The sequence below is a fragment of the Paenibacillus oralis genome (assembly GCF_003863965.1).
Lineage (GTDB): Bacteria > Bacillota > Bacilli > Paenibacillales > Paenibacillaceae > Fontibacillus > Fontibacillus oralis.
In genome coordinates this window covers 378,830-403,098 of sequence record NZ_RRCN01000002.1, presented here as the reverse complement: position 1 = coordinate 403,098, position 24,269 = coordinate 378,830, and the positions used below count along the sequence as shown (strand labels likewise).

At 39.1% G+C, this 24,269-nt stretch carries 19 protein-coding genes; 16 read left to right on the top strand and 3 right to left on the bottom strand.

What is annotated here, in order from left to right:
• Window positions 1-1,640: 1,640 nt before the first annotated feature.
• Window positions 1,641-1,991 (top strand): hypothetical protein, encoded by a 351-nt coding sequence (locus EHV15_RS35590; RefSeq protein ID WP_128635994.1) that lies wholly within the window; start codon window positions 1,641-1,643, stop codon window positions 1,989-1,991.
• A 161-nt stretch (window positions 1,992-2,152) separates the two neighbouring features.
• Here the strand turns inward: EHV15_RS35590 and EHV15_RS35585 are convergent, their stop codons facing one another.
• Window positions 2,153-3,574, bottom strand: coding sequence for a replication-relaxation family protein (locus EHV15_RS35585; RefSeq protein ID WP_128635993.1), 1,422 nt, complete (start codon window positions 3,572-3,574; stop codon window positions 2,153-2,155).
• An 819-nt stretch (window positions 3,575-4,393) separates the two neighbouring features.
• Between EHV15_RS35585 and EHV15_RS35580 the strand changes: the two genes are divergently transcribed.
• Window positions 4,394-4,687 (top strand): hypothetical protein, encoded by a 294-nt coding sequence (locus tag EHV15_RS35580; RefSeq protein WP_128635992.1) that lies wholly within the window; start codon window positions 4,394-4,396, stop codon window positions 4,685-4,687.
• 3 nt (window positions 4,688-4,690) lie between these two features.
• A complete protein-coding gene (locus tag EHV15_RS35575; protein WP_128635991.1) occupies window positions 4,691-6,166 on the top strand; it encodes an FtsZ/tubulin family protein in 1,476 nt (491 codons plus the stop codon).
• An 81-nt stretch (window positions 6,167-6,247) separates the two neighbouring features.
• On the opposite strand, the gene EHV15_RS35570 is transcribed toward EHV15_RS35575, so the two are convergent.
• Entirely contained in the window at window positions 6,248-6,799 is a 552-nt protein-coding gene (locus EHV15_RS35570; RefSeq protein ID WP_128635990.1) for a hypothetical protein, read from the bottom strand.
• Window positions 6,777-7,553: a ParA family protein gene (locus EHV15_RS35565; RefSeq protein ID WP_128635989.1), complete on the bottom strand. Its 777-nt coding sequence runs from the start codon at window positions 7,551-7,553 to the stop codon at window positions 6,777-6,779. Before EHV15_RS35565 ends, EHV15_RS35570 begins: the two co-directional genes overlap by 23 nt.
• A 467-nt stretch (window positions 7,554-8,020) precedes the next feature.
• Between EHV15_RS35565 and EHV15_RS35560 the strand changes: the two genes are divergently transcribed.
• The 13 genes from EHV15_RS35560 (at window position 8,021) to EHV15_RS35500 (ending at window position 23,813) form a co-directional block, all read left to right on the top strand.
• Window positions 8,021-8,239 carry a helix-turn-helix domain-containing protein gene (locus tag EHV15_RS35560; protein ID WP_128635988.1) on the top strand — a complete coding sequence of 73 codons (219 nt, stop codon included), beginning with the start codon at window positions 8,021-8,023 and terminating at the stop codon, window positions 8,237-8,239.
• Window positions 8,229-9,707 carry a P-loop NTPase family protein gene (locus EHV15_RS35555; protein ID WP_128635987.1) on the top strand — a complete coding sequence of 493 codons (1,479 nt, stop codon included), beginning with the start codon at window positions 8,229-8,231 and terminating at the stop codon, window positions 9,705-9,707. Before EHV15_RS35560 ends, EHV15_RS35555 begins: the two co-directional genes overlap by 11 nt.
• A gap of 23 nt (window positions 9,708-9,730) precedes the next feature.
• Window positions 9,731-10,834, top strand: a complete 1,104-nt coding sequence (locus tag EHV15_RS35550; RefSeq protein WP_246062144.1) for an SAF domain-containing protein — start codon at window positions 9,731-9,733, stop codon at window positions 10,832-10,834.
• A 15-nt stretch (window positions 10,835-10,849) separates the two neighbouring features.
• A complete protein-coding gene (locus tag EHV15_RS35545; protein WP_128635985.1) occupies window positions 10,850-11,575 on the top strand; it encodes a hypothetical protein in 726 nt (241 codons plus the stop codon).
• Entirely contained in the window at window positions 11,563-12,393 is an 831-nt protein-coding gene (locus EHV15_RS35540; protein WP_128635984.1) for a chromosome partitioning protein ParA, read from the top strand. The genes EHV15_RS35545 and EHV15_RS35540 overlap by 13 nt, the downstream gene beginning before the upstream one ends.
• Window positions 12,394-12,396: 3 nt before the next feature.
• Window positions 12,397-14,286 (top strand): ATPase, T2SS/T4P/T4SS family, encoded by a 1,890-nt coding sequence (locus EHV15_RS35535; protein ID WP_128635983.1) that lies wholly within the window; start codon window positions 12,397-12,399, stop codon window positions 14,284-14,286.
• Window positions 14,287-14,293: 7 nt separating this feature from the next.
• Window positions 14,294-16,387 (top strand): hypothetical protein, encoded by a 2,094-nt coding sequence (locus tag EHV15_RS35530; RefSeq protein WP_246062122.1) that lies wholly within the window; start codon window positions 14,294-14,296, stop codon window positions 16,385-16,387.
• 24 nt (window positions 16,388-16,411) lie between these two features.
• On the top strand, window positions 16,412-16,894 hold the full coding sequence (locus EHV15_RS35525; protein WP_128635982.1) for an ABC transporter permease: 483 nt from the start codon (window positions 16,412-16,414) through the stop codon (window positions 16,892-16,894).
• Between the two features lie 130 nt (window positions 16,895-17,024).
• Window positions 17,025-17,411: a hypothetical protein gene (locus EHV15_RS35520; RefSeq protein WP_128635981.1), complete on the top strand. Its 387-nt coding sequence runs from the start codon at window positions 17,025-17,027 to the stop codon at window positions 17,409-17,411.
• Between the two features lie 19 nt (window positions 17,412-17,430).
• Window positions 17,431-17,979 carry a hypothetical protein gene (locus tag EHV15_RS35515; RefSeq protein WP_128635980.1) on the top strand — a complete coding sequence of 183 codons (549 nt, stop codon included), beginning with the start codon at window positions 17,431-17,433 and terminating at the stop codon, window positions 17,977-17,979.
• Entirely contained in the window at window positions 17,966-18,952 is a 987-nt protein-coding gene (locus tag EHV15_RS35510) for a hypothetical protein (RefSeq protein WP_128635979.1), read from the top strand. The genes EHV15_RS35515 and EHV15_RS35510 overlap by 14 nt, the downstream gene beginning before the upstream one ends.
• A gap of 602 nt (window positions 18,953-19,554) precedes the next feature.
• On the top strand, window positions 19,555-20,505 hold the full coding sequence (locus tag EHV15_RS35505; protein WP_178076127.1) for a copper amine oxidase N-terminal domain-containing protein: 951 nt from the start codon (window positions 19,555-19,557) through the stop codon (window positions 20,503-20,505).
• Between the two features lie 17 nt (window positions 20,506-20,522).
• The gene (locus EHV15_RS35500; protein WP_246062120.1) at window positions 20,523-23,813 is read left to right on the top strand and encodes a DUF5704 domain-containing protein; all 3,291 of its coding nucleotides are present in this window, start codon (window positions 20,523-20,525) and stop codon (window positions 23,811-23,813) included.
• Window positions 23,814-24,269 lie beyond the last annotated feature (456 nt).

Below are 24,269 nucleotides of genomic sequence, written 5' to 3'. Positions count from 1 at the left end.
ATGTTATTTCATATATTCAGTTATATGTTCAGTTTTATGACTTTAAGTGATATGAGACACAGAAGGCAAAGAAGAAACGGGTTCGACCGATATATGCTGCCGAAGAGCACGTATTAATACACCCATTCTGCGGCTCGGATAAAAACACACGATATTCCCTACAAATTCTCCGTCCCTTCTAAAATCCTAAATATATTAATGTTATTTCATATATTCAGTTATATGTTCAGTTTTTGACTTAAAGTGATATGAGACAAAGAAGGCAAAGAAGAAACTGGATCAACCAATATTTGCTGCCGAAGAGCACATATTAATACCCCCATTCTGCGGCTTGGATAAAAAACACACGATATTCCCTATTAATCACCAGTCCTAATAAACTACTAAATATATTAATGTTCTTTTATATATTCAGTTATATGTTCAGTTTTAAGTCTTTAAAGGCTATAAGCCACAGAAAGTGAAGAAGAAGCGGTGTCGACCAATATTGGCTGTCGATAAGCACATATTGTCGAACCCATTCTGCGGCTCGGACTAAAAACACACGATATTCCCTACAAATTCCCCGTCCCTTCTAAAATCCTAAATATATTAATGTTCTTTTATATATTCAGTTATATGTTCAGTTTTAAGTCTTTAAAGGCTATAGGCCACAGAAAGTGAAGAAGAAGCGGAGTCGACCAATATTGGCTGTCAATGAGCACAGATTGTCAAACCCATTCTGCGGCTCGGATTAAATACACACGATATTCCCTACAAATCCCCCGTCCATTCTAATTCCCTAAATATATTAATGTTATTTCATATATTCAGTTATATATTCCGTTTATTTAATACTCTCATTTAATTGTAGCTTATAATCAGGCATGACTTCTCGCAACAATACATCAAACGCTCTGCGATATGGAAATTCATATATTTAGTAAGGATGTTAGGTTTGAAACGAATACTTTGAAAATGTATTCACTAGACTTTATATAATAATGGATCTAAAAAACGACTTGATATTAAAAGTGCACAGGAATATCTAATGATAGTCTAAGTTCAATTATGAAATTATATTAATTAATATATTCAGTTTTATATTTACAAATATATTAAGTATTATATTCATAGATACACTTATAAATAAAATCAAATACAATGCCTCTTTTAGAGAAATATGTTGTTGATGATATGCTGAATTTAAATGAATAGAATTTTATATGGGCAAGTATTCAGTTTATGCAATACTTTGATTTAGCGTTTGGAATAATAGATAAGTGAGAAGCAATAAAATGAGAAGAAAACATTTTTTCAAAATTATCCATGGAGAACAATTAGATATTTAATCAACTGTTCAGTTTTTGAAATATGTTCATTAATATTTATTTGATCAGTAATATGAATTCTTATATATCGTAACAAATGTTATGATTATTACTTGATTAAATATATATGTGCTGGAGAGAATGGATGGGACTAAATTGAATAGAGGTGTGAGATCCTCTATATAATACTTTTTCTGAACATAAATACGTTCAGTTTTATATTCATATAATTTAACTATTGTTTTACGGGGAGAGCGGGTTCACACAAACGCCTCGATTTATTCGATATAATGGGATACAACATCATAATTACAAAAGGGGGGGGAACAATTGAAGATAAAAGAAGATTATAAAATACATCGAACATTAATTGGGGGGATTGACACAAATAGAACAAGCAATGACTTTAGATTAGGGTGTGCAGTTGCCGGTATAAAGGTGGATAAACCTTACTTTAAAGGGTATTATAAGGGTACTAACGGGCCCTTCACAGATATGTTCACTAGACTTAGTGAGAAACTCAGTATTATAAGACCAATAGTAGTTCATGTCGACCTACAAGAAGTGGAAGGACAGTTTTGTGAAGTAATACTCTTAGGTACTTGTGAAAAAGATAGTCCTCTGATAGAAAATATACTTAAAGATACAAGAAAATATATTAACTGGTGTGTATGTATCTAAGACTGAATATAACCGGAGCGGGTCTCCGGTTCAAATGTAAACACCTCAACATGTCTACCTTCCAAAAATCATTTCGAGTAGACACCTTAATGTGACTACGATTTGTGCGAAGCGCCTGACCTCTTCCAAACCACCACAGCGAACAAAAAAACCGGGGGAAGTTACCCCCGGTACCTCAGAAAATAGGTTAACGGATTAACCTTATTAGAATCGAGTTCATTTCCGTCCTTATCCATCCAGGTATTTCCTAGAACATCATGCCAAAGAAAGTTAACAAAGACTTGTTCAAAGGCTTCTTTCTGATCACAACCAAGAAAATTTAGAGAATGCGGCTTGTTTTCTGAGTAGATTAAGACTGGAATAAGTTCACGAGCATTAATGCGCCTCATTGAATCAATATCTCGAAACTTATGTGCGAAGTCAATTGCTTTAGAAATACCAGATGTCTCATATTCTTCGAATTTGACGTATAAATAAATCTGATGGGAGTGTGAATCGATCTGAGTAACTGTAAAAAAAGGATTCCATCCCAATGCCTTCATCTCATTTTCGTAAAGAAAGCAGAAGCTGGATACTTGAGATGTATTAACTAGATTCTTCGAAGGTTTTGGCTGCCCTACGAAGCGAGGATCATCTAAGAGTGGCCGCAAATTTGAATTAAGCTGTCGCCTGTAAATTTCATTTACATTGATGTGTGAAATTACAAGGTTCTCCAAACTTTCAAGATTACCAACGTACAAATTCAAATAGGTCCCCCACCGCCCAATCGTATTCATGTAATTACGAAATATGTTTTGCCACCGTGACCAGATATTCTGACGCGCAGTAGTAACGAAAAAAATAGTATCTGGTATTGAGTTTGCTAACGATGAGTGATCTAATCCTGACGAAATGTAAGTGAGAAACTGATTATACTTCAGAAACTTGTCATGCAACATATTTCCTTTCTCTGTACCCATATCGAACTCGATCCAGGAATGAAACCTTCTCCCATTGATGTTAGACCTAACAATAAACTCTCCATCGGGACGGAATATCTTTTCCACTTCCCTTTTGGAGTTAATATCCGTTGACGTAAACTCGACTGAAGCATAGCGGTTATCAATAAAGTCATAAGAGAAATTGTGCTTAATTGCCAACAGCTCCATAAGAACGTTGAAATCCACCCCAAGAGTGTGATGCTTAAGCAACCGATCCTTCGGAGGACGATAAAGTTCATAAGGAAAATAACCGTGTTCATTATCCCATCCAGTTCTCTGATAACCTTCGACCTGAGGGATATCAAGAAGGGAATAAGCAACTGATAACCCATCTTCAGTTAAGCTAAAAACTCGCTGCCCATTATCATGCTTGGCAACTACGTAAACCATTCCCAGCTTTTGGAGTTGTGAAAGTTGATTGTATAAACTACGCATTTTTGGCGTATCAGCTTGTTCCCAAGAAAAATGGGGGTAGGTTAGAGGAATATTGGTTGGATCTAAAAGGAAATAAACTTGATAAGCAGTTAAAGCACGATATTCAAAAAGGCGCTCTATTATTAAGCATTTTGTAGGTGATAATTTATGGGCTTTTCGAAGGTCCATACGCAGAACAACTCCTTAGTAAAAATTCTCTCGACTTTAGCACATATTTACTCGCCTTTCTGGCGACTAACTTTTCTCACTAAAATCATTAAATAAAGAATATCAGAGTAAATCCTTAAACATCAAGGGATTTGTCGACCTTTTTATTTCGAATAATGAATGAGAAATAAAGTGAGAAACTAAGTGAGTATCAAGGTGAGTGGGTCACCTCAATTCTCACCCTATTTCTCATGTCAATTCTCACTGAATTTTGAGGAGTTTTTTAAAGATACTCTTCGCTGAAAGGAATAATTAATAAATTGCACGTTCTGACTCAAAGTTATTAGTTAGAGACAGGCAAAATCCAAACGGACTAATAAATATTGCCTCTGAGGTATTAATAAAATAAGGATACTTCAATCAATCATTAAAGTCGGTCGTACGATAGATAATATTTAATCTACTAAAACATTTATGACAGAACTACACAGATCTATGATTACGAAGAATAATAGCAACTTTCTTTAATATGTTACTCATTTGAATACGAGTTAATGATATATATAAGTAACGCAAAGGTCGCTTTATGTCACCCAAAGGTGACCTTAAAATGCCCTTAAAGAGCAAATTATTTCAAATAGTCATGGTTTTAAGTAATATTATTACAAGAAAGAGTGGCTTAAAGTGACCCTAGAGTTATACTTATCAAGACGTTTGTGCTTATGTTTGGTCATATGAAGGTTAAATTTGCTAAATATCACTTTTGCATTTATACTTAGGGTAACCTAGAGGTCACTTTATCTCACCCAAAGGTCACCCTATTACGGAGGAGGTGTTTTTATGCCGGAACGATTGTATTCCGAAATACACTATCAGGGGTTTTTGGATAGATTGAGCCAAGCACATGTATCAGTGTTGAATATTGTTACAGATAATAACCTTATACCAAAAAAGGATATCATTGATAAGTTGAGCGACATTTATTCAAAAAATCCAATAGTTAATGCCATTGATGCTCTACTATTTGCAGGATTGATTTCCTTCAAATATGTCAAAAAGCAACATCAGTTTTATCTTTCGGAAGACGGAAAAGCATTTAATGATTATGCAACAAGAATGATGAAGGAGGAATAAACCGTGGGACTCTCTAATAGTAAAGTTTTATCATTTATGAACGAAAACGCTTTGATCAAAGATGTGTCTCTTCGCTTTGGTGTAATAGGTGCAGGTCAAAAGGGAAATAAGGATGCCGACATTTTTGCTGCATATACATACGCAGACGGAAAACAAATTTACCCAAGCCTGGCTATTAACTTCTCAAAAACGGATATGATCCATCTGAAACACATCGATGAAGAAGATCGAATTCACTTTGATGGTTTCAAAGGTGCCGCGAGAACACCATCACTTGTTATTGAAGCATTTGACCCTGAGGTCAACGAAAATGCTAATAAGTATCGTCAACAACTCATTGATGCAATGGAAAGAAAGTTCAGCGAGGTTGATCATCTGTTTATTTGTGCAGGCGCCGGAGGTGGATTTGGTACTGGTTTTGTTTCATTGGCTCTTGGATTAATCAAAGAACAATTTTTTCCTGTTCCTGTTACCTTATTAGTATCTATCCCAATTGATGATCCAACGGAAATGACCAATGCAATTCTCTTGATGTCGGAAATTAACGAATTCATTAAGCTTCAAGAAGATCATTTTGATCCAGGTGACGTTAAACCACTCGGTAGTGTTATCATTACTGACAACAAAAAGTTGTTTAATGACTTCTCCGGAAAGAAAGAAAACCGAAAGAATAACGATATTCTAATTTCGTGGAAAGATGAAGGCAATGATGTAATAATTAGTACCATTCATGAAGCTAATGTAATTCCAGCAAATTTTGGTTCGGATAACGTCACATATGATCCATCGGACTTTGTAAGATTAATGCAAGTCACCGGTGGATTCCTGAGCATTCATAAGGCAAGTCTTGAAGCACCATTCGATGCGGATGATCTGAAGAACAAAATGAAAAACAGCATCCAACGTGGTTACTTCGCATGCGGCCATAATTATGACACAGCCCAGATGTATGGCGGATTTGTATTGAGACCTTCTAGCGCATCGATTTTCAAAGATGTGAAAATGGAACAAACCATTCGGAAGACTATCTTGGAGTCCACTCCAGCTGCACAGGGTAAGTACGGTGATCCGATCTGGAATGAAGCATACGCAGTAGTTTATACCATGTTTTCCGGTATGATAATGCCAAATCGAGTGGTTGAAATGAGTAGAGAATATGATGAAATCAAGGAACGACAAAAGCAAATAAAGAGTAAGGAAGTAAATGTTGACATCTCAGGCGCAATGGAATCTGTAAAGCAGTCCACCTTCAATCCGTATCAAAGACGTACAGAGAATAAATTTGGATCTCGATCAGCAGGTGTTGGCGGAGGATCGGTATTTAGCAGAAAACAAGAACAGGGTGCTGAGCAAGAAAGTGTCGCGGCACTGCAAACACCGGCTCAAGAAGCACCAAAGAAGAAATTCGGAGGATCATCAACTGAACCGGGTACGTCCAATCCGTGGGCAAATTGGAACAAGAACTCGAAAAATAAATAAATCAAAAAAAGAAGGTGCTTTGAGGATCGTACTCAAAGCACCTTCTTTTGAAAAAAAATCGTCCAGCGATTATCCATACGATCACAACTTAAAGTTATTATCTTGACGCAAAAGATCTAATACTATCTGAAGACCTGTATTAATTACTTTAGTCTTATACCCCTTTTTCTTTCCAGCAGATATTTCATCCAGTTTAGCAAGCAGGAGATTATCTATTAGATAAGTCTTTCTCGTGTGTGTATCTTCCACATTCAATTCATCTGTGTTTTTCAATTGACTTACTAATGTAGAAATACCAATCTGATCAACTGTTTGTCCTGTAGGATAAAGTGGATCATCGGTTGGGATAGGAGTACCTCGTTCATCTAGCAATGATACTGGATCACCTGTCTTATTACCATCCGCAGGCAATATAACTGGGGGAATATCCAAAGGGCCATCGATTTTCTTTGCTTCAGTTGGCACATTTGTACTCTCACTGTCCTTCATTGCGCCTTCCTGTTGCGAATTTATTGGCTTGACTTCATCTGAATTAGGTGACAGTAGATGAGTGGTAAGTATACGTTCCTTTTGACTAATTCCCGTATCTCCACTATCACTTAGCAAACCTTTAAATTCCTTTTTTCTGGACACGGGTCAACAACTCCTCTAAAAATTGCTGATATTGTTCAAGCGCTTCTCTGTCTTCTTTCGTGGAATTTTGAATCCCTAGTATAGAAAATTCTTTGATTCGATTCCTACGTTTAATCAAGGTATTGAAGACCCAATCCTCGTAATCTTCGCGAGCTTGTTCAATAATACTGGTATCGATCTTTGTTCTAGTATCAGACATACTCGGAAGAATTCCTGCTAATTTGAGTGATGGAGTAATTCGGTCCTTTACCAGTTCGATAAACTTAAGATATCTAGGTATTGCTTTAAAACATAATGGCTCGGACTGGAGCATTACAACAACAAAATCACTCGCAGCCAAGGCAGATACAGAAAGTTCACCCAAGTTTGGGGGGGTATCTATAATTATGAAGTCATAATTGTCCTTTACGATATCCAGGGTTTCTTTTAACGAAGTCGGAACGTAGCGCTTAAAAGCACCCATTTGGTTACCTAACGTTGAAAGGATGTCATCGGCCGGCAATAGATCTAAGTTCTCTCGGACATTTATAATGTATTTTTGGGGATCCAAATCGATGATAGCATTCAGGACAGTTTGCTCCTCAAATGAATATATATCTTCCCCGGAGAGAATTTGAGTTGTATTCCCTTGAGAGTCAAAATCAACGACCAAGACCTTATAACCTTTTTCTGCTAATAGGAAGCTGGTTATACAAGTCGTAGTACTTTTACCAACTCCACCTTTTTGAACTCCAATAGATACGGTAGTACCCATGTCGGCCTCCAATTTGTATAAATATACTTGATTACTATTTTGAAAGATAAATAAGTAAGAGTCAAGACAAATGCACAGGAAATTACAAAGATAATGTTTCAAACAATTAATCACAAAACTGAATACTTGAGTATTATCAAATAGTTCTAAACAAATATCTTAATATGCAGTTATTCATTTTTATATTCATTAATGTACTCAGTTTTATATTAAGGACATGTTTGGGGTGCACAATTTTCCTCAATTATATCCATATCGAAGTAGTTTATTTGAATTTTCGTAAAAAACAGAACGCCTTAATTTTATTTTGTGGATGGTTGACACAGATACGGTTATCATCTATATTGAGTGTATAAATAAACTGAATATGATCCTGATGGGTCCAAAAAGCGAAGCACGCTAAATGCCTTAGGCATTAAGCGTGCTTTTTTTATTTTCTCCAACCCTGAAGGAAAGGGGGGATTAAAGTGGATTTTACACCTGGCGAACTAATGCGAATCCACAGGACAAGAAAAGATATGACACAGGAAGCACTTGCGGAAAAAATTGGTTCTTATCAAGTACGGGTCAGTCGATTAGAGAATGAAATCGAGATACCGACTTCTGAAGAAATCGAAAAAATAGAAGATGCATTGGAAGTGAACATTTGGACTCAACAGAGAGGGGGTGCAATGAATGGAGCCTAATAACGATATAAGTCGAAAAAAAAATGTCATCATAGCCATCCCAACGCCTGCTTTTGCTGATGGACTAAGAAAACACTTCGAAAACGAGGGGCTCAATGTTCTAGAAGTTTGTGTTGTTGTTGACCATTTGCTTGAAAAGCTTCATGAACTAAAGTCAGAACCTTCAATAAAACTAGATGGCATCGTTATTTCGAGTGCAATAGCAACAAAACTTTCAGATAAAAGACTCGAATTCCTCGCTGATGTTGTCGAAAAGATTCGGGACGAATTTAGTGAGACTTCTATTATATTCTTGTCCGACGAATCGCAAGGTCACCCGTTATTGGCAGAGTTGGTTTCGATGGGGATATATAACATCTTCGTCAAGTCTGCTCAGAAATCAGAACCCCTGAATATAAAACAACTCATACGATGCATTGACCAATCGATGTTATATCACGAGGTAAAGAAATACCGGAATTACGATACCGGAATTCCATGGAGACGATCATTCGTTAATGGCGGCCACTCAATCACAATTAATATTGAAGGACAAGGAAAGGAAAAAACTACAAGACGAACTACTCCAATTCAAGATCCGGATGATACACCAACACCTGTTGTCAAAGAAATATCCAAACCGGAATTCGTACCTGACGGAGATGGGAGTAGAAAACAAAGCGAGAAACAAGAAACCAAAACAAATAAGCCGCAGAAGTTTCCTGACATTTTGGAAGAAGAACTGGAGGATCATGAGTTCCTGTGGCAGCTTCCACCAATAATTCCGAAGGTCATTGTTCGCGATCGTATTGTTGGAAAATCAATAATTGCTGTAGCAGGAATAGAAAAAGGTGCAGGAACAACGCATACCTCGGTCCTAATTGCAAATTATTTAGCTGGTAGGGGATATTCAGTCAAATTAATTGAATGCAATGGCAGCAAGGAATTTGTATATATCGAAAGAGCTTACGAAGGAAAAAACGTTAATACACAAAAAACAGACGAGTTTGAGATAAACGGGGTTACCTATGTGAAAGCAAGTTCCGAATTGGACATGGCCTACCATGTTACTTCTGATCATTCACACATCGTCCTAGATATGGGCCCTTATGAGCATTCCGATTTTATTGAAGAGTTTCATAGAGCTGGAAGACAGTTCCTAGTTGCACAGGGAAGTGAATGGAAGCAATACACGATCAAACGATTCATTCAAACGAATCGAAGTGTTGATCAAAGTAGATGGATCTTCCTTATACCCTTGGTTGATAAACAAACGATTAGTGACATCAGAGGTGAAAATGAGGATATTGCTGCATACAAACTCCCCTTTCATCCAGATCCATTTGAATGCCAAACGGATACGGATGAGGAGTTCAATCAACTTTTTGATGGCAGACAAGCCACCAGATTAAAAATGGCAAGATATGTAGCCGGCTTTTGTATCGGGCTTCTATTAGTAGGCATTATATTTTTTTTTATTTTTAGGTGAGGGAGTGTATTTAATTGTCAAAGATGAGACAGCGGACGAAAAACCTGATAGTAGCAGGTGTGGTGGGGGCCGTTGCTATGGGTGCTATATCCTCGGTTGGTGGTGTTTATCTGATCAAACAACAGTCAAAAGAACAAAAGGCTATTCGAGCTCAATACGAAACGAGATTGGCCGAAGCTGAAAAACTACTCCAACGACAAAAAGCTACCATGAAATCTGTAGTCGTTACGTCGAAAGAACTCGCTGCGGGTGTAAAGTTAACGTCTACAGACCTTAAAACGATTGAAATTCCTGAAACAGAAGCTCCAACCAACATGATTCTGAACAAAAACGAACTTATCGGAAAAGTGGTCAAAATCGATGTTGGCAAAAACACGCCGTTAATCACCTCTATGGTCTTTGATGAGGGACCGACACCCAGGGATCTTCGAAGTCAAGAATATAACGTCATCATCTTACCGACGAAAATTCAACAAGGGCAGTTTCTTGACGTTCGTATTACCTTCCCAACAGGGGAAGAATTCATCGTTTTGGCCAAAAAGAAAGTGCAAGAATATTCAGGGACTACCGTATGGTTCCATGTTTCTGAATCGGAAATGCTCTTGATGTCGAGCGCGATTGTGGATGCATATTTACAAGGGGCAAAGCTTTCTGCCGTCACATATGTTGATCCTTACATGCAAGGCAAAGCAATTCCGAACTATCCGGCAAACGTTAAAGTTATCGACCTTATTCAATCGAATCCGAATGTTCTTGAAACCGCGAAAGATACACTGCGGAAAGTTGCAAGAAAAACTCTTGAGAGCAATCTTTCTCAAATTAGCGAAGCGGATAAAGCGAGAATTCAAAACGGTAACTTGATCTTGCAGCAGGAAGTCGCAAATAACCAACTTACTAATCAACAAAACAATCAAGCGGTAACGGGTGCTCAAACACAGTCAGGCAACAACAGTGTAGATTCTACAAATTTAACACCCGTGCCATCGACTCCAACAAACGGATCGGAGGTTACCAGTGATAATAACGTAGTACAGAAAGAAGAAATCGTACGCCCTAACTCGGAAGCAGATAAGGCTGCGAATGAGCAAAAACAACAGGATGTCTTTGAACAGCCACTTGTTAAATAGAAAGGGGGAGAAAGCATGAATAAAGCACTTTTTTTCGGAGCCTCCGATATCAGTGATCTGTTGCAATATGTAAGCAAGGTTATTGCGGCTTCCGGCAAGAAGGTACTTTTAGTCGATGGTACGAACGAAAAATATATCCAATATGGAACTCCCATTCCGAGTTCCAAACTTAAAATCGTCGAATTTGAAAGTTTCGATGTTGGTATTGACTTTAGTAGCTTTAATGAACTTGAATCATTCCTCGAAAAAAACCAGCAATACGATCTGTTGATTGTCCATTGCGATAAAAGTTCCTTCATTAAGAAAGAAGATCTGAATAAGTTCGAGTTCAAGTATGTTGCAACGTCTTCGGAGAAAATGAGCATCGACAAAACGGTAGACGCTATTACATCGATTCTTGAGCAGGATTATCATACCGACGAAAATACAACGAAAATGTTATTCACCGAAATTTTCGTAAACTACGTTGAGGTGAATATGGCTCAAGATTACCTTGAGATGATCCTTGAAAAACTGCCAATCACTTGGTCTGAAGAACCGTACGAGCTATTTTTCGATGAAGTCGATTATTCCACGAAAATTAACAACCAACATGAAGGTAAGATTAACATTCGTCGCCTCTCCCGAAATTACAAGAAAGTGGTTCAACAAATTAGTGAAGAAATTTCGGGTCTTGAAGATAAGGAAGTAAAACTAGCGATAAAGCAAATAATGAGGAGGTCTTTCGCATGGGGCAAGTAGCATTCTGGAGCAACCGATATGGGCAGTCCGGTAATTCTACAAATATGATCGCTGTTGCAACTTTGATCGGTATGGAATATGTGACAAGGACGCTCATTAGCCACACACATTGGTCCATGTCCTCATTAGAATCAACATTTCTGAAGGGAAAGACATCAACTGTAAACGACATTGAGTATTCCAATGTCGGTATTGATGCCCTCGAGAGGCTTGCACGAAGCAATCGTCTAACACCAAATATGGTGAAAGATTATGCCGACACCATCCTCCGGGATCGTCTTGAGTTGCTTCGAGGTACAGCTAAACCAAACGAAGAAATGTTCAGTTCTATTCACGATGTCATTGAGTCGATCCTCGATACGGTAAAAGGTTACTATAACCTCTCATTGATTGATGTTAGTAGCGGAACCCAAAATGAACTTACAAATATAGTTCTTGCAACATCCGATGTCATCGTTGTGAATCTGAATCAGAATATCGCAGTCTTAGAAGAATTTTTTGATCATGAGCAGCCGGATTTTTTAAAAGAGAAACAATATGTGATTGTCCTTGGACAATACGACCGACACTCCAAATATTCGGTCTCAAACATCAAGCGAATGTATAAGCCCAACGCTCCAATCTTCACTGTCCCTCATTGCACTGGATTTATGGATGCACTCAACGATAAGTCGGTAGTTGAATTTTTTCTTCGGAACAAAAATATCGGCGGAAATCATGATAACCACTATTTCATGGCAGAAGTGCGAAAGCTCGCAAAAGGGATTTTTGAAGCCGCAGGCGTGGACACCAAGATATATAGCGAACAGGGGGCTTAATGAATGAGTATCGGCCACCTTATCAATTATGCTCTAATCATTCTCATGCTCTTTCTTGCTGGGGTACTGGTGTTTTTTAAACTCACTGAGAAACGCCATCCCCGGCGAGATCCGCATGATTTGGATAGTAAGTATACAATCCCTGGCATGATTGAATACGTAAAAGCTGCGTTAAACGATATGACAACGAGTAACATCGAACATCTTGGCTTAACGGAAGATGAATATAACCGCCGGATGAACCAGCGTCTACAGCTCCAGAAAGCTTTAAAGAGTTGCTCGACAGGTGACCTTCAGGATAAGAATTACGTCAAAAACACGATTTTCGACCTTTTGCTTAAGACCTACGGCTTAAACGAGAAAAATATCAATCAGGTTATCCCGTTTGATAACAAAAAAGCTCTTACAGCAAAGGATAAGTTTGAAATCATCCTTTATTTATATAAGAAGAAACACGGTTACGATGCGGTCAATGTCCTTTTTGAAGCATACGCCCTGGCTGAGTTGGTATCAGATCCCGACATCGATGACGAGGCGGAAGTGTCATATAAGGTTACAGGTAGAAAAATTGACGAAATCTTCAAGAATGAATATAAGTCTCTCTCTTTTGAGGACATGCTTATGATTGTTGTCCAGCGAATTTATCAAGAATACAAAGGTTTCGGTGTTATTGATGAACTTAGAGATATGAAAATCGATGGACTATCTGGCGGGGTTTCTGGAGTCCCGATCGACAAAATTGAACCGTGGGACGACATGAGCTATCTCGCGAAGCAAATGAATACAAAGAAAACACCTCTGAACTACGATAGTGTTTGGATTCTTTTTAAGGGGAAACCAATCCATCTTGAATTTTTGAGTTTTGAATCTGAGGCTGAACTTAGAAGAGTTTGTCAAAATATCTACCGGTATAATAACCCTGGTCAGCTTTCAGAAACCAATGGATATAAGATCAATGAAATGAAAGATGGTTCTCGGGTTGTTGTCGTACGTCCGGGGTTTTCGGAGTCTTGGGCATTTTTCGTTCGAAAATTTGATACAGCAAAAGCAGACTTAGAGCATTATATTCCGCAAGATGTAAAAGGGCGAAAAATCGCTATTAAGACAATCCGTTATCTTGTAAGAAGCGGGCGTATAACGGCTGTAACAGGGCCAACTGGTTCCGGAAAAACAACACTCCTTATGGCTATGGCTGGAGAGATGTATAAAACTCACTCTCTTCGAGTTTTTGAAATGGCATTTGAACTTCACCTTCGAAAAATCTTTTCTGATTGGAACGTACTCACCATTAGAGAAACGGACTCCATTTCGGGTCAAGAAGGACTGGATGTAACTAAGAAATTGGATGGGACAGCATATATGCTCGGTGAGATCGCACAAGATGAAGTTGTCCCCTGGATGATTCAAATGGCACAGCAGGCAGATGTGTTCTTCACTCACCATGCGAAGACATTTAAAGCTCTCGTAAAGTATCTTCGTAATTCATTGCTCAAAATGAGGATTTTTTCCAATGAGTTGATTGCAGAAGAACAGATTGTGAGTGTATTGAATTTCGACATCCACCTTGTTAGGAAACGTAATGGTCAACGTTATATTGAACGAATCACTGAATGTATTCCATTGATTGAAGATAACAACGATTTTTCTGTATCGTTTCGAGAAATTAAAGATCCTGAAGAGAGAATGGCCGTATTCATGGAATCCTTTATGAAGGTTTTCAAAAAAAACGGGAACCGCAAATTGTTTGATGAACGTAACATTGTTGAATATCGGAACGGTGAATACGTTGCAGTTCACCCTATTTCGGAAAGGCATATTGAAGAAATGATGGACGTTTTAACTGACAAGGATCAGGCAGACTTTAAGCAATTCATCGAAGAAACATGGAGGTGATAATTCAGTGGATGCTAAGACATTAGCAACAATTGTTCTTGTGTCATCTATGTTTCTCAGCGTTATATTCTTCGTTATTATGAAGCTTTTGTCCAGAAAATCTCAACAAGATGGCACGCAGGACATCTACAAAAGCTATGAACAATATGCAGAAGACGGTTCGTTAAAAAGCAAGTTCATGATTAAATTCAATGCACTTATGCAAGACTCTTACCTAGCTTATAACAGGGTTCCGTTACTCCGAGGATACATCCAAAAAATACGGAAGAGACTACAGGCTATTCACTCCTACGATGAGTTCACGATGCGCCGCGAGACGATGAAAATTGTATTCTACACTCTCGGCATCATAGCTGCGTACACTTTGGTTCTATTATTGATGAATCACGATATAACGTTTCTCTTCATGCTTTTCTTAGGAGCTCTTGTCGTGAATGGAATGTTGATCGATACCTTTGTACATAAGGTTGAGGATCGGTTGCTGGTTCAACTGCGTGATTTGAACAAGGACGTACGCCATCATTACCATCAACATGGGATGGTAGAAGTAGCCATTCTTGAAGCATCAGAGAGTTCATCTTATGAAGCCTCTCTTCACGCAAAGAAGATTCATGATGTGCTTGTCTCCAGCAAACCCATCGAAAGCCTTGGTGCTTACTATGAAAAGGCTCCAAATCGTTTCCTAAAGGCATTTGCTGGGATGTCTTTCTTGGTTAAAGAGTATGGTGACAAGATTGTAAAGAATGGCTCTCTCTATCTGGACAACCTGAATAAGTTGACTGGTGAGATTAACCTTGAAATTTTGAAGCGATCACGTCTTAACTATCTATTCAAAGGCCTAACCGTCATAGCCGTGACCCCGATCATATTTACAAAACCGATCGAGATATGGGCGCGGGAACGGTTCCCTGCGATGGATGAGTTTTATTCAAGCAAATTTGGCTTTATAACAAAAATTGTGATTTTCGCAATTATCCTTCTATCGTATGTGCTTCTCAAAAAGATGCAAGACCAGCAAGAGGGGACCTATGTAGCTAAAGTTAAAAAGCGGCATTGGGAGAAAACGGTTTTGAAATGGCGAGGCATTAAATGGTTGGTTGATCGACTTGTACCGGCAAAACTAACTGCAGAGCACTTTAAAGTGAGTAGGCTACTCAAAGATGCTAACGCGGGATTCCCAATGGATTGGCACTACCTCCATCGGCTTGTACTATCGGTATTGTTTTCGGTAACCTTGTTAGTTTCTTTTGCAACCATGCACACCATTACAGTCAAAAACGTGCTGGAGGCTCCTACAAAAAACGATTCAATGTTTGGCAGAATGTCGAGCCAAGAATTGCAGGAAGCCCAATCCACCACTGATTTTGATAGAAAGATCATTGAGCAATTGAAGGGGGTGAGTAAAAACAGCCTGCACGACAAAATTGTACAGATGGTTAAGCAAGACCAAAAGGTTGCAAACAATGATACACTGCTCAATTCAACAACGCAAAGAATACTTGCGAAGATTAACAAGATCGATGCTGAGTATTTCAAATGGTGGGAAATCCTTATCTCTCTCCTGATGGGATGGGTCGGGTATCAAGGACCGTACTGGTTACTCCTATTCCAAAAGAAGATGCGTCAAATGGATATGCAAAATGAGGTAGACCAATTCCATACAATCATTGCAATGTTGAGTGAAATTGACCGAGTATCCGTTGAGGTTATCCTCGAATGGATGGAGCGATTCGCTTCAATTTTCAAAGCTCCGCTTCATAAATGTGTCATGAACTACGAGAGTGGAGCATTAAAAGCGTTGGAGCAGTTAAAACTTGATGCGCCTTTTACTCCATTGGTAAGAACAGTTGAAAAGCTGCAACTGGCAGTGGAAAGAATTCCGGTAAAACAAGCCTTTGATGATCTTGAAAGCGAGCGTGCTTACAACTTCGAACAACGGAAACATAATTACGATCGCACAATTGACTCAAAGGCCGGCTGGGGTCAAATGATTGGTTTTGCACCTATGTACGCAGTTATCTTTTTGTATGTCGTATTCCCGTTTGTGTACATGAGTATTCAACAAATGGGAACGTACTACGAACAGCTTCACAAACTTTAAAAATAAAGGAGACAAAAAAAGAGTATGAACAACGCTCAAAGCGCACTAAAAATGGCTGCAGGATTCTTTCTTGCAATCGCACTTATCACCATTGCTGTAGTGATGTTTATCAACGCGCAGGACGCGACCAAGTCAGCTCAAAGCAACTTTTCCTCCATCCAAGAAGAGCTCGACCAAACGCAATTCACGGTCTACGACAACACCACAGTTAGTGGTAGTCAAGTCGTTAACGCTCTCCGGAAGTTCCAAGACAAAGGTCAATTCGGTATCCAAGTTATCACCGGTAAAAACCAGTCCGGCACCTGGTACTTCAAGACGGTTAATATCTCTGTCTCTAAAGGCAGCTCTGGTTACGGTTCGATCATTGGTACCACACCGTCTGGAACGCTTGAAGATGCATTGGATGAAGCGGATAATGATTATATCAATCCATCTGGTCGATTTAAAGCCCAAATCATTAAAGACAACAGCAACGTAATCCGCGGCATCATCTTTGAACAAAACTAATCCTGAACTGAAAGGGGATGTGCACCTGACGGCATCCCCTTTCAAATAGGCATTATGTTGGGCAAAGAGAAAGAGGGGAGTAACATTAAACTTTCTGAAGTTTCCTTTCAGAATTATAAGGGTGATTATCATGGGATTGGGTGAGAATACAAGATCCGCTTTATATTTATCTTTTGCTGCACTTACTTTTGTAACTGCTTTAACGATCTGTTTTTATATGTTTAAATCTGTTTCTGAAACTAATGATCTAACTTATAAAATGTCGACTCAAACTGATAAAAACATTACTTCAACTTTGAAAATACCTACCAAATACACGGTATCCGGTGCAGAGGTTCGACAGTCCATCTATAAGATTAAGGACATCGGAGTAGATATCGTGGTAGATGGTGTTACTTATTCCAAGAGCTTAGATCCGACGCTTATCAATGTTTCCAGCATTTCTTTGACAAAACAATATGCCCCTACATACGTTCGGGATACAGAAGGAAATCTAACGTTGTTGCGGTTTAATTAGAAGAGGGGGTGTATTTAACGTGGGAAATCATATATTAAAAGTATTTACTCTAATCTTAGCCGTATTACTCCTTTACATGTGGCCCATTTCTTCAGCTTTTGATAATCAGGATGATATATCCGAAATTGTCGTTATGAACGCTGTCACCAAGTTTGTTGATTCGGTAAGGGATAAAGGTTTTATAACTCCTTCGATGTACAATGAGTTTGCCGATCAAATGGCTTTAACGGGAAATACCTATAATATTCAGATGGAGCATCTTCATAAACGATATGATCCGAACTACAATGATGCCGGTGAATTTCAGGGCGGTTTTAGCGTTAACTACGAAGGTTTTTATAACGCACAAATTAACGACAAGCTTTTTCCAAGAAACTCATCTGAAAAAATCGATAACCCTAATCGTATCTATAAGTTAGCTGCCGGCGACTTTTTCACGGTAACTGTTAAAAATACAAACCGTACTCCTGCTACCCTTATTAATGATATTCTAAAAGGAACCATAAATGCTCCAAACGAAAAGATCGTGGTACCTTATGGAGGAATGGTACTAAATGAGGATTACTAAATTTGTAATAATATTCACTCTGATTCTTCTCCCATTTTTTATTATAAATAACATCAATATTTCGCATAACCGGAAACATCAAATTCTCGAAACAAGGTATAACCATGCAATGGATACCGCGACTCAAGATGCTGCCAAAGCGCTGATTACAAACGCAAGTCAAAGTGCCGAAGCTCAGTACGAATTTCAAAAACGTCTTAGAATTAATAAAGAAGAAGCAGCACAGACATTTTTTAATTCATTGTACTTGAATTTCAACGTATTCAACGATCCGATTGGCCAAGGAGTAATTCAAAATTATGTGCCCGTTCTCTTGGTTGTTGGCTATGACGGTTATTACGTCTATTACATGGATGAGTATACGAATGCTGCCGGTCAAAAGGAGCTTAAACATGTGTGGAGTCCGAAGAAACCATACGCCCATGCAGATCAAAAAGGGAACACATTTGCTTTTACATTAGATGATTATGTCACCGTGAATCGGAACTCAGATCAAAAATGGTTTGAGGGATTCAGAGGAGAAATCTCATCTGATACAGGAATTTCTTTACTAAGTGATTCTCAGGTCTTTGATCAAGTACGAAGATCGTCCATAGTTAATTCAATTCAACGTGATCTTGAATATTACATTAATCAATACAACAATTATGCAAAGCGGATCGGTGTAGCGTACACATTTACACTCCCACTAATAAGCCAAGAACAATGGAACAATACGATTAATGACGTTGGAGTTCTATCATTTGTCCAAGGTATTCCGATGGGTGAAAAATACTACAATAACTATGCTCTTGGTGGAAGCCGAATTGTTAAAAAACCGGTATACAACGGAATTATTGCAAATGGGAGGAAGTATTATTACTCCAAAAAGTCATGTATATCAGAGTTTACTACAGTAGAGGTCTTTACTTCAGAAAAGGAAGCAGCTGCTAATGGCTATATTCCTTTAGAGTGTACCATTGGCATTAGGTAGGAGTTGGAATATCTATTTGACATAGAGGAGTAAATCCTCTAATATATTTGTATAAATAAACTGAATATGACCGTTGGGTCCTTAAAGCGAAGCACGCTTATTACCTTTGGGTAATTTGCGTGCTTTTTTGCCTCCAATGTTTTTATAATCAAGAGTCTTACAGAATTTCACCAATCTTTCCGATATATTGGGGGTAGCAAAAATCGCGCGCAAAAGATATTTAGTTTACCATATAGTTAGGAGACAGGTGGTGGTACAAAGGAAGAGTAGGCGGCTCACGATCTCCCGGATCAGACCTTTATCCCAGAGATGCTAAACGGAAGTCTGATACCCAGGAAATACTCATTATAATCTCTGGTTGTATTGTTTTAAGCTTGTTGTTTCTGGTTTAATGTTTTTATTTTCTTGGCGGGTGAGATTACGTTTGGAGCGTTCGGAGCACTTAGTACTGTACCGGCAGACAGTGGTTTGCAGACAGTGGTTTTCTGATGTGAAGGCAGGACTTTGGGTAGCGTGTGCAAAGGCTATGTTTTGGGGTTATCAAGGGGCTTTTTAGGAAGCCAAAATTATCATGATGAAATATGAAGGAGCTGAGTAAAGGTATGAAAAGATTGTTAGCGGTACTAATGGGTGGAGCAATTCTATTTAATTCATTTTCTTTAACTGTGCCGGTTGATGCAGCAGGCAAGAATACTCCCGTAATTGTAGGTGGCCCTGAACTGGCTGTCATCATTAACGGAAAAAAAGTGAAATTTGATGGCGGCGATCCGGCTATGGAGAATGGGCGTGTTCAAGTTCCTCTCCGTGGAGTTGGGGAAGAACTGGGCGCAAAAGTCGGCTATAAAGGGAAGACAGTCTCTTATACAAAAGGGAATAAAACTATTTCACTAACCTTGGGAAGTAGCATAGCTTCGGTGGATGGTAAAAAGGTAACGATGGATACCAAGGCTAAAGCGGTGAAGGGACGAACCTATGTCCCATTGCGCTTTGTCAGCGAAAACCTAGGCGAAAAGGTGAGTTGGGATAAAGCTGGTCAATGGGTCTGGATCGGAGAGAAGAATATTCCAAGTACGGATGATGAGCAGTTTAAAATGAAGAAATTGAGTGATTTCAGTAAGTATTTTAAGCAAAGTCAGGCTCTGTTAAAGAATATCTCTGACGAGCCGTATGAAGGGATTAAAATATTTAATACTTCACAACTTCCAATTCAAATGGCCGATAACTTTATAATCTATGATATGTACTTGGTTAAACTGAATGGGGAGGATTATATCGCTGTACGCAGTAACGAAAATGGTTCACCCATCTATCATATGGTTGCTAACAATAACGTGAAATATCGTCGGGACGGATTAAATTCAGGGACTAAGCATGGAGATGGAACGATTACGAACTATTATCCAGTGTTAAGTACAGGAGACAAATTTGTTAATGGAGTTTATATGGATAATGTTGATTGGAAAAAGTATGATCTACAAACAGCTGATTATATTGCATTTAGATCCGTTTATCCTAAAAACTATATTGTCGCGTTCACTAATCCTTTTAAGTGAAAGGAGTGAGCGGCACGATGTTAAAGCTAAAGAAATGGACTATATCAATACTTGCAGCCATATTACTTTTTTGCTCTACGGTAATGATCTATCCTGGCAAGGTTGATGCAGCCATTGAGCCATCTCGGATGTTCCAGGATCCAAATGATGAAAATGTATACTATTTCCTTGGAATGGTATACTACGAAGTTTGGAAAAATGCTAGTGGTACATGGACAAATGGAGTAGCACCAGGAATGTCTCCAACGATTGATGGGTTCGATTATACATTTCAATTTAATTCTAACCGGAAAATAAAAAGCGTTGTTCCAAGCCAATTCACGTATTCAGGCAACTACTGGGAAGAAATTTTTAATGCATCAAGAACTGGAGAACTGGAAGGTAAAAATCTTGGTTATTATAAAGACGCCACTTCAACTGGAACTTATAAGTACACCAAATATACTCCTTCAGGTATTGGAACCAACATTGCCACGTATCCGGTTTATATTACGGCAGGTTACTTAGGGGCTCAAGTCGAACCGATTGATCGTAGAAAAGAAGAAGAAGAAAAGGGTCAGCATTTTGCGGATGGGGTAGAGGGGTATCGTTACTACTTTCCAACCCTATTTACCATCACCCTTGAACCTTCAGAAGGCAATGCGATCATCAAGCACTTTACTACAACCGGCAAACCCCTCGACGGGGTTGAAGGGTTTAAGGATTACACGGAAAAGTTGATAAAAAACAAGACTTATGCGTATAGGGCGACGCCAGGTACTACAAATTACGAGTATAAAGGCTATCGTAAAAGCACGCAGGGAGAACCTTCAGGTGGTCCAAACGCGACAGGAGATCCCCCGGAGTTCACCTATAAGGGTGAATTTTCTTCATATTATCTTTATTTTTACTACGAAGAAAAGGATACGGATGAGCAGCCGGATGTGAAGTGTACCAAGCCTACGCCGGAGCAGTCTATGGTCGGCAAGGATTTTAGCCCTAACGCGAGCGCGGTCATTAAAGCAGACAACCGGGGGAATGAACGCTTTGATGTAGCAGATGGTATACCGACCTCGGAAAGTTTGTATGGGAATGTCACGACAAAAGAATATTTGTATAACCACAAATACAATAAAATGGTAGGGACTTGCACCTTTACTGTGCCTGTAACTAGAAATTTTAATCTGCACTGGAAGGAACTCGTATTCGGTGTCGGCTGGAGGAACAAGTCTGAAGATGTAACGTTGACTTATGACGCTAAGGTTACAAAGCCCTATGCTTACTGGGCAGTAGATGAATTTCATATCTATGAGATAGTCAAGGCGACGTTATTGAACTATGCTTTTGATGGTGGTGGAATTACTATTGTGCCAACGGGTTATGAGCCGCCCGATTTTGTGTTGGCGTCTTACACTACCCATATCAAATCTCCTCCGGTTAAAACCATTGTCTTGAATGATAAGGACATCGATGGCGGAACTAAAAGACCGGATATTGAAAACGATACTCGCGAGAGAGGGGAAATGGAAGCAGAAGGCAGTAAACGTGCGCCCAAACTGTTTGTCCGAAATGATTTGCTGGAATTTGAAGGTCAAACAATTATAAATGACGCCTGGGCAGAGGAGAAAACTGAAATGCCGGGTAAAATTCCGGAAGCGAAAATCATTAATGACAACGTATTGTACAGCCCAAATCATACAATTCCAACAAGCAAAACAAATAAAGCGAATCAACCGAGTAGTGGGACGATTTATTACGAACTCATGGCCGGGAGTACCGACGGGGACACCAATAAAAATTTCCCGATCAACGGCATCAATTCGGTTACGGTACATACGCCGGTTGTGATCTATCCCAGCGTTTCCGACGATAAGGCGCACAACCAGAAGACAAAGCCGGCTAAAGGGCGTTCCGCGATCATCCTAGATCGGCCGTTTACAGTGGACATGCCAAACAGTGGGCAGCACACGAATTACCTGGGATACGGAAACCGAAATTATCTCAAGTACATCGGCGGCAAGCAGGTACGATTCCCCTTTGACGTATATAATAGTTCAAAAACAAAGTTTTATCCTAAACATACATGGATCGAGGTTGACAAAGAGAAGGAATCCTTCACTTTCTACCTACCAGTTTGGGTCGACGAAGGATATTATGATGTTGAATTTCGAACCATTGCTCACAATGCACCCTCAGGTGCTACAAACGAAACTAACGCTAACTTGGATTTAAAAAACCATATCGCTTATGATACGGTACCTGTTGATGCAATTGGCCGCGTTTATGACTTTAGAGTAACAGACATAGCGGATCTCAATTGGGAGTCTGTTTTCCGAATAGGAAAAGGAAGTAGCGCCTCAAAAGGAACATCTTATTGGGTTGGCTTAAAAGGAATTGATGGTGCTGCAAACGGTTCTACCTATCCTTATGTGTTGCCAATCTTAAGAGGTAGCCATCCATTACCTAACTACAAGAACGTATCAGTAAAGAGTGGATACCATTTTAAGTTTGATTTGAAAACAAAGGGAAATATGTTCGGGGATACCGATGCAATTCGGATAACACCAACTTTTTATTTTCAGGATAATGACCCAAAAACCTCTGCAAAGCGGATTCCTGTTGATTTGTACTATCATTCGGATACTCAAAAGTTTGTGAAGGTTGGATCTGCAGCTGATGTTGAACGCCGGGAGATCGTTTTAAACGAACGTCTTCGAAATGTTCCATACACAAATATCGTGAATACGGCGGGAACGATCTACGACTTGAGCACCGGTTGGAACATCACCAGGAACCAGTATGTGTCAAACTTTATTAAACGTTCCTCTGAGCCTACCTACGTAGGGGGATATGATGTTCATATCCTTCCATCACCTCTTAGAACGTTCATCAATACTTTTGATCGTCCAAGTAACGCCAATGCTACACCTGCCCGAGTAAATGCATCAATACAGCAATGGTATGGTGAATACAGTCTTCCTGCAGCGGTGTATGTCGTGCCTAAAGGGACTGATCTGGCAGAATATGGCCGGAAGAACAGGTTAGATGAAAAGTCTCCAATCTTTCTGAGGAATGGATATATAACTGTGAACTTTAATATCGAAACCATTCGAAACGCGGACCTATCTAATCCATATCTCCAATACATTCATGGTCCCTTGAACAATCAATGGTGGGATATGGAGGGGTATGATAGTGCAGATGACAGCCGAGATCACATTATCACCGATCCATACGGTGTACAGTTTAACATCGAGGACGGCGATGTAATTTTCTATGATGCAAATCTTTCTTCGTATGACGATTTTGCACCAAAAGGAACACACTAAGTTTGTCGATTGGTGAGGATCACTCAATCTTGGAATATATTGTATTATGGTCTTGAATGATATATAATGAAGCTAATCGAATATTCTAAAGCGGAAGCACCGCCATTCAGGGTTATACCCAATGAATCGGCTGTGCTTTTTTTTGAGGGAGGAGGTATGGAGAATAGCAATCAATCGTTATACTAATAAGCTCTGTCATTCCTGCGAGTTGTATAGGTGTTATGGGCCATACACCTGACAAACAGATGAAGCGTATCAAGTGCTTTGCATTGCCCACATTCCGAAGTATTTTCTTCACTCAGGTGTAAATACCGTAATTGAATCTACCATGAGAATTCTAACATAAGTATCTGCCTTGACTACGAACATGATTATTCTATCTTCCCAAATGCTTTATCCATCTCCTAATTTGGCTTTCAGGTATAAACCCCTGTTCCAGATTGCTGATGCCAATAT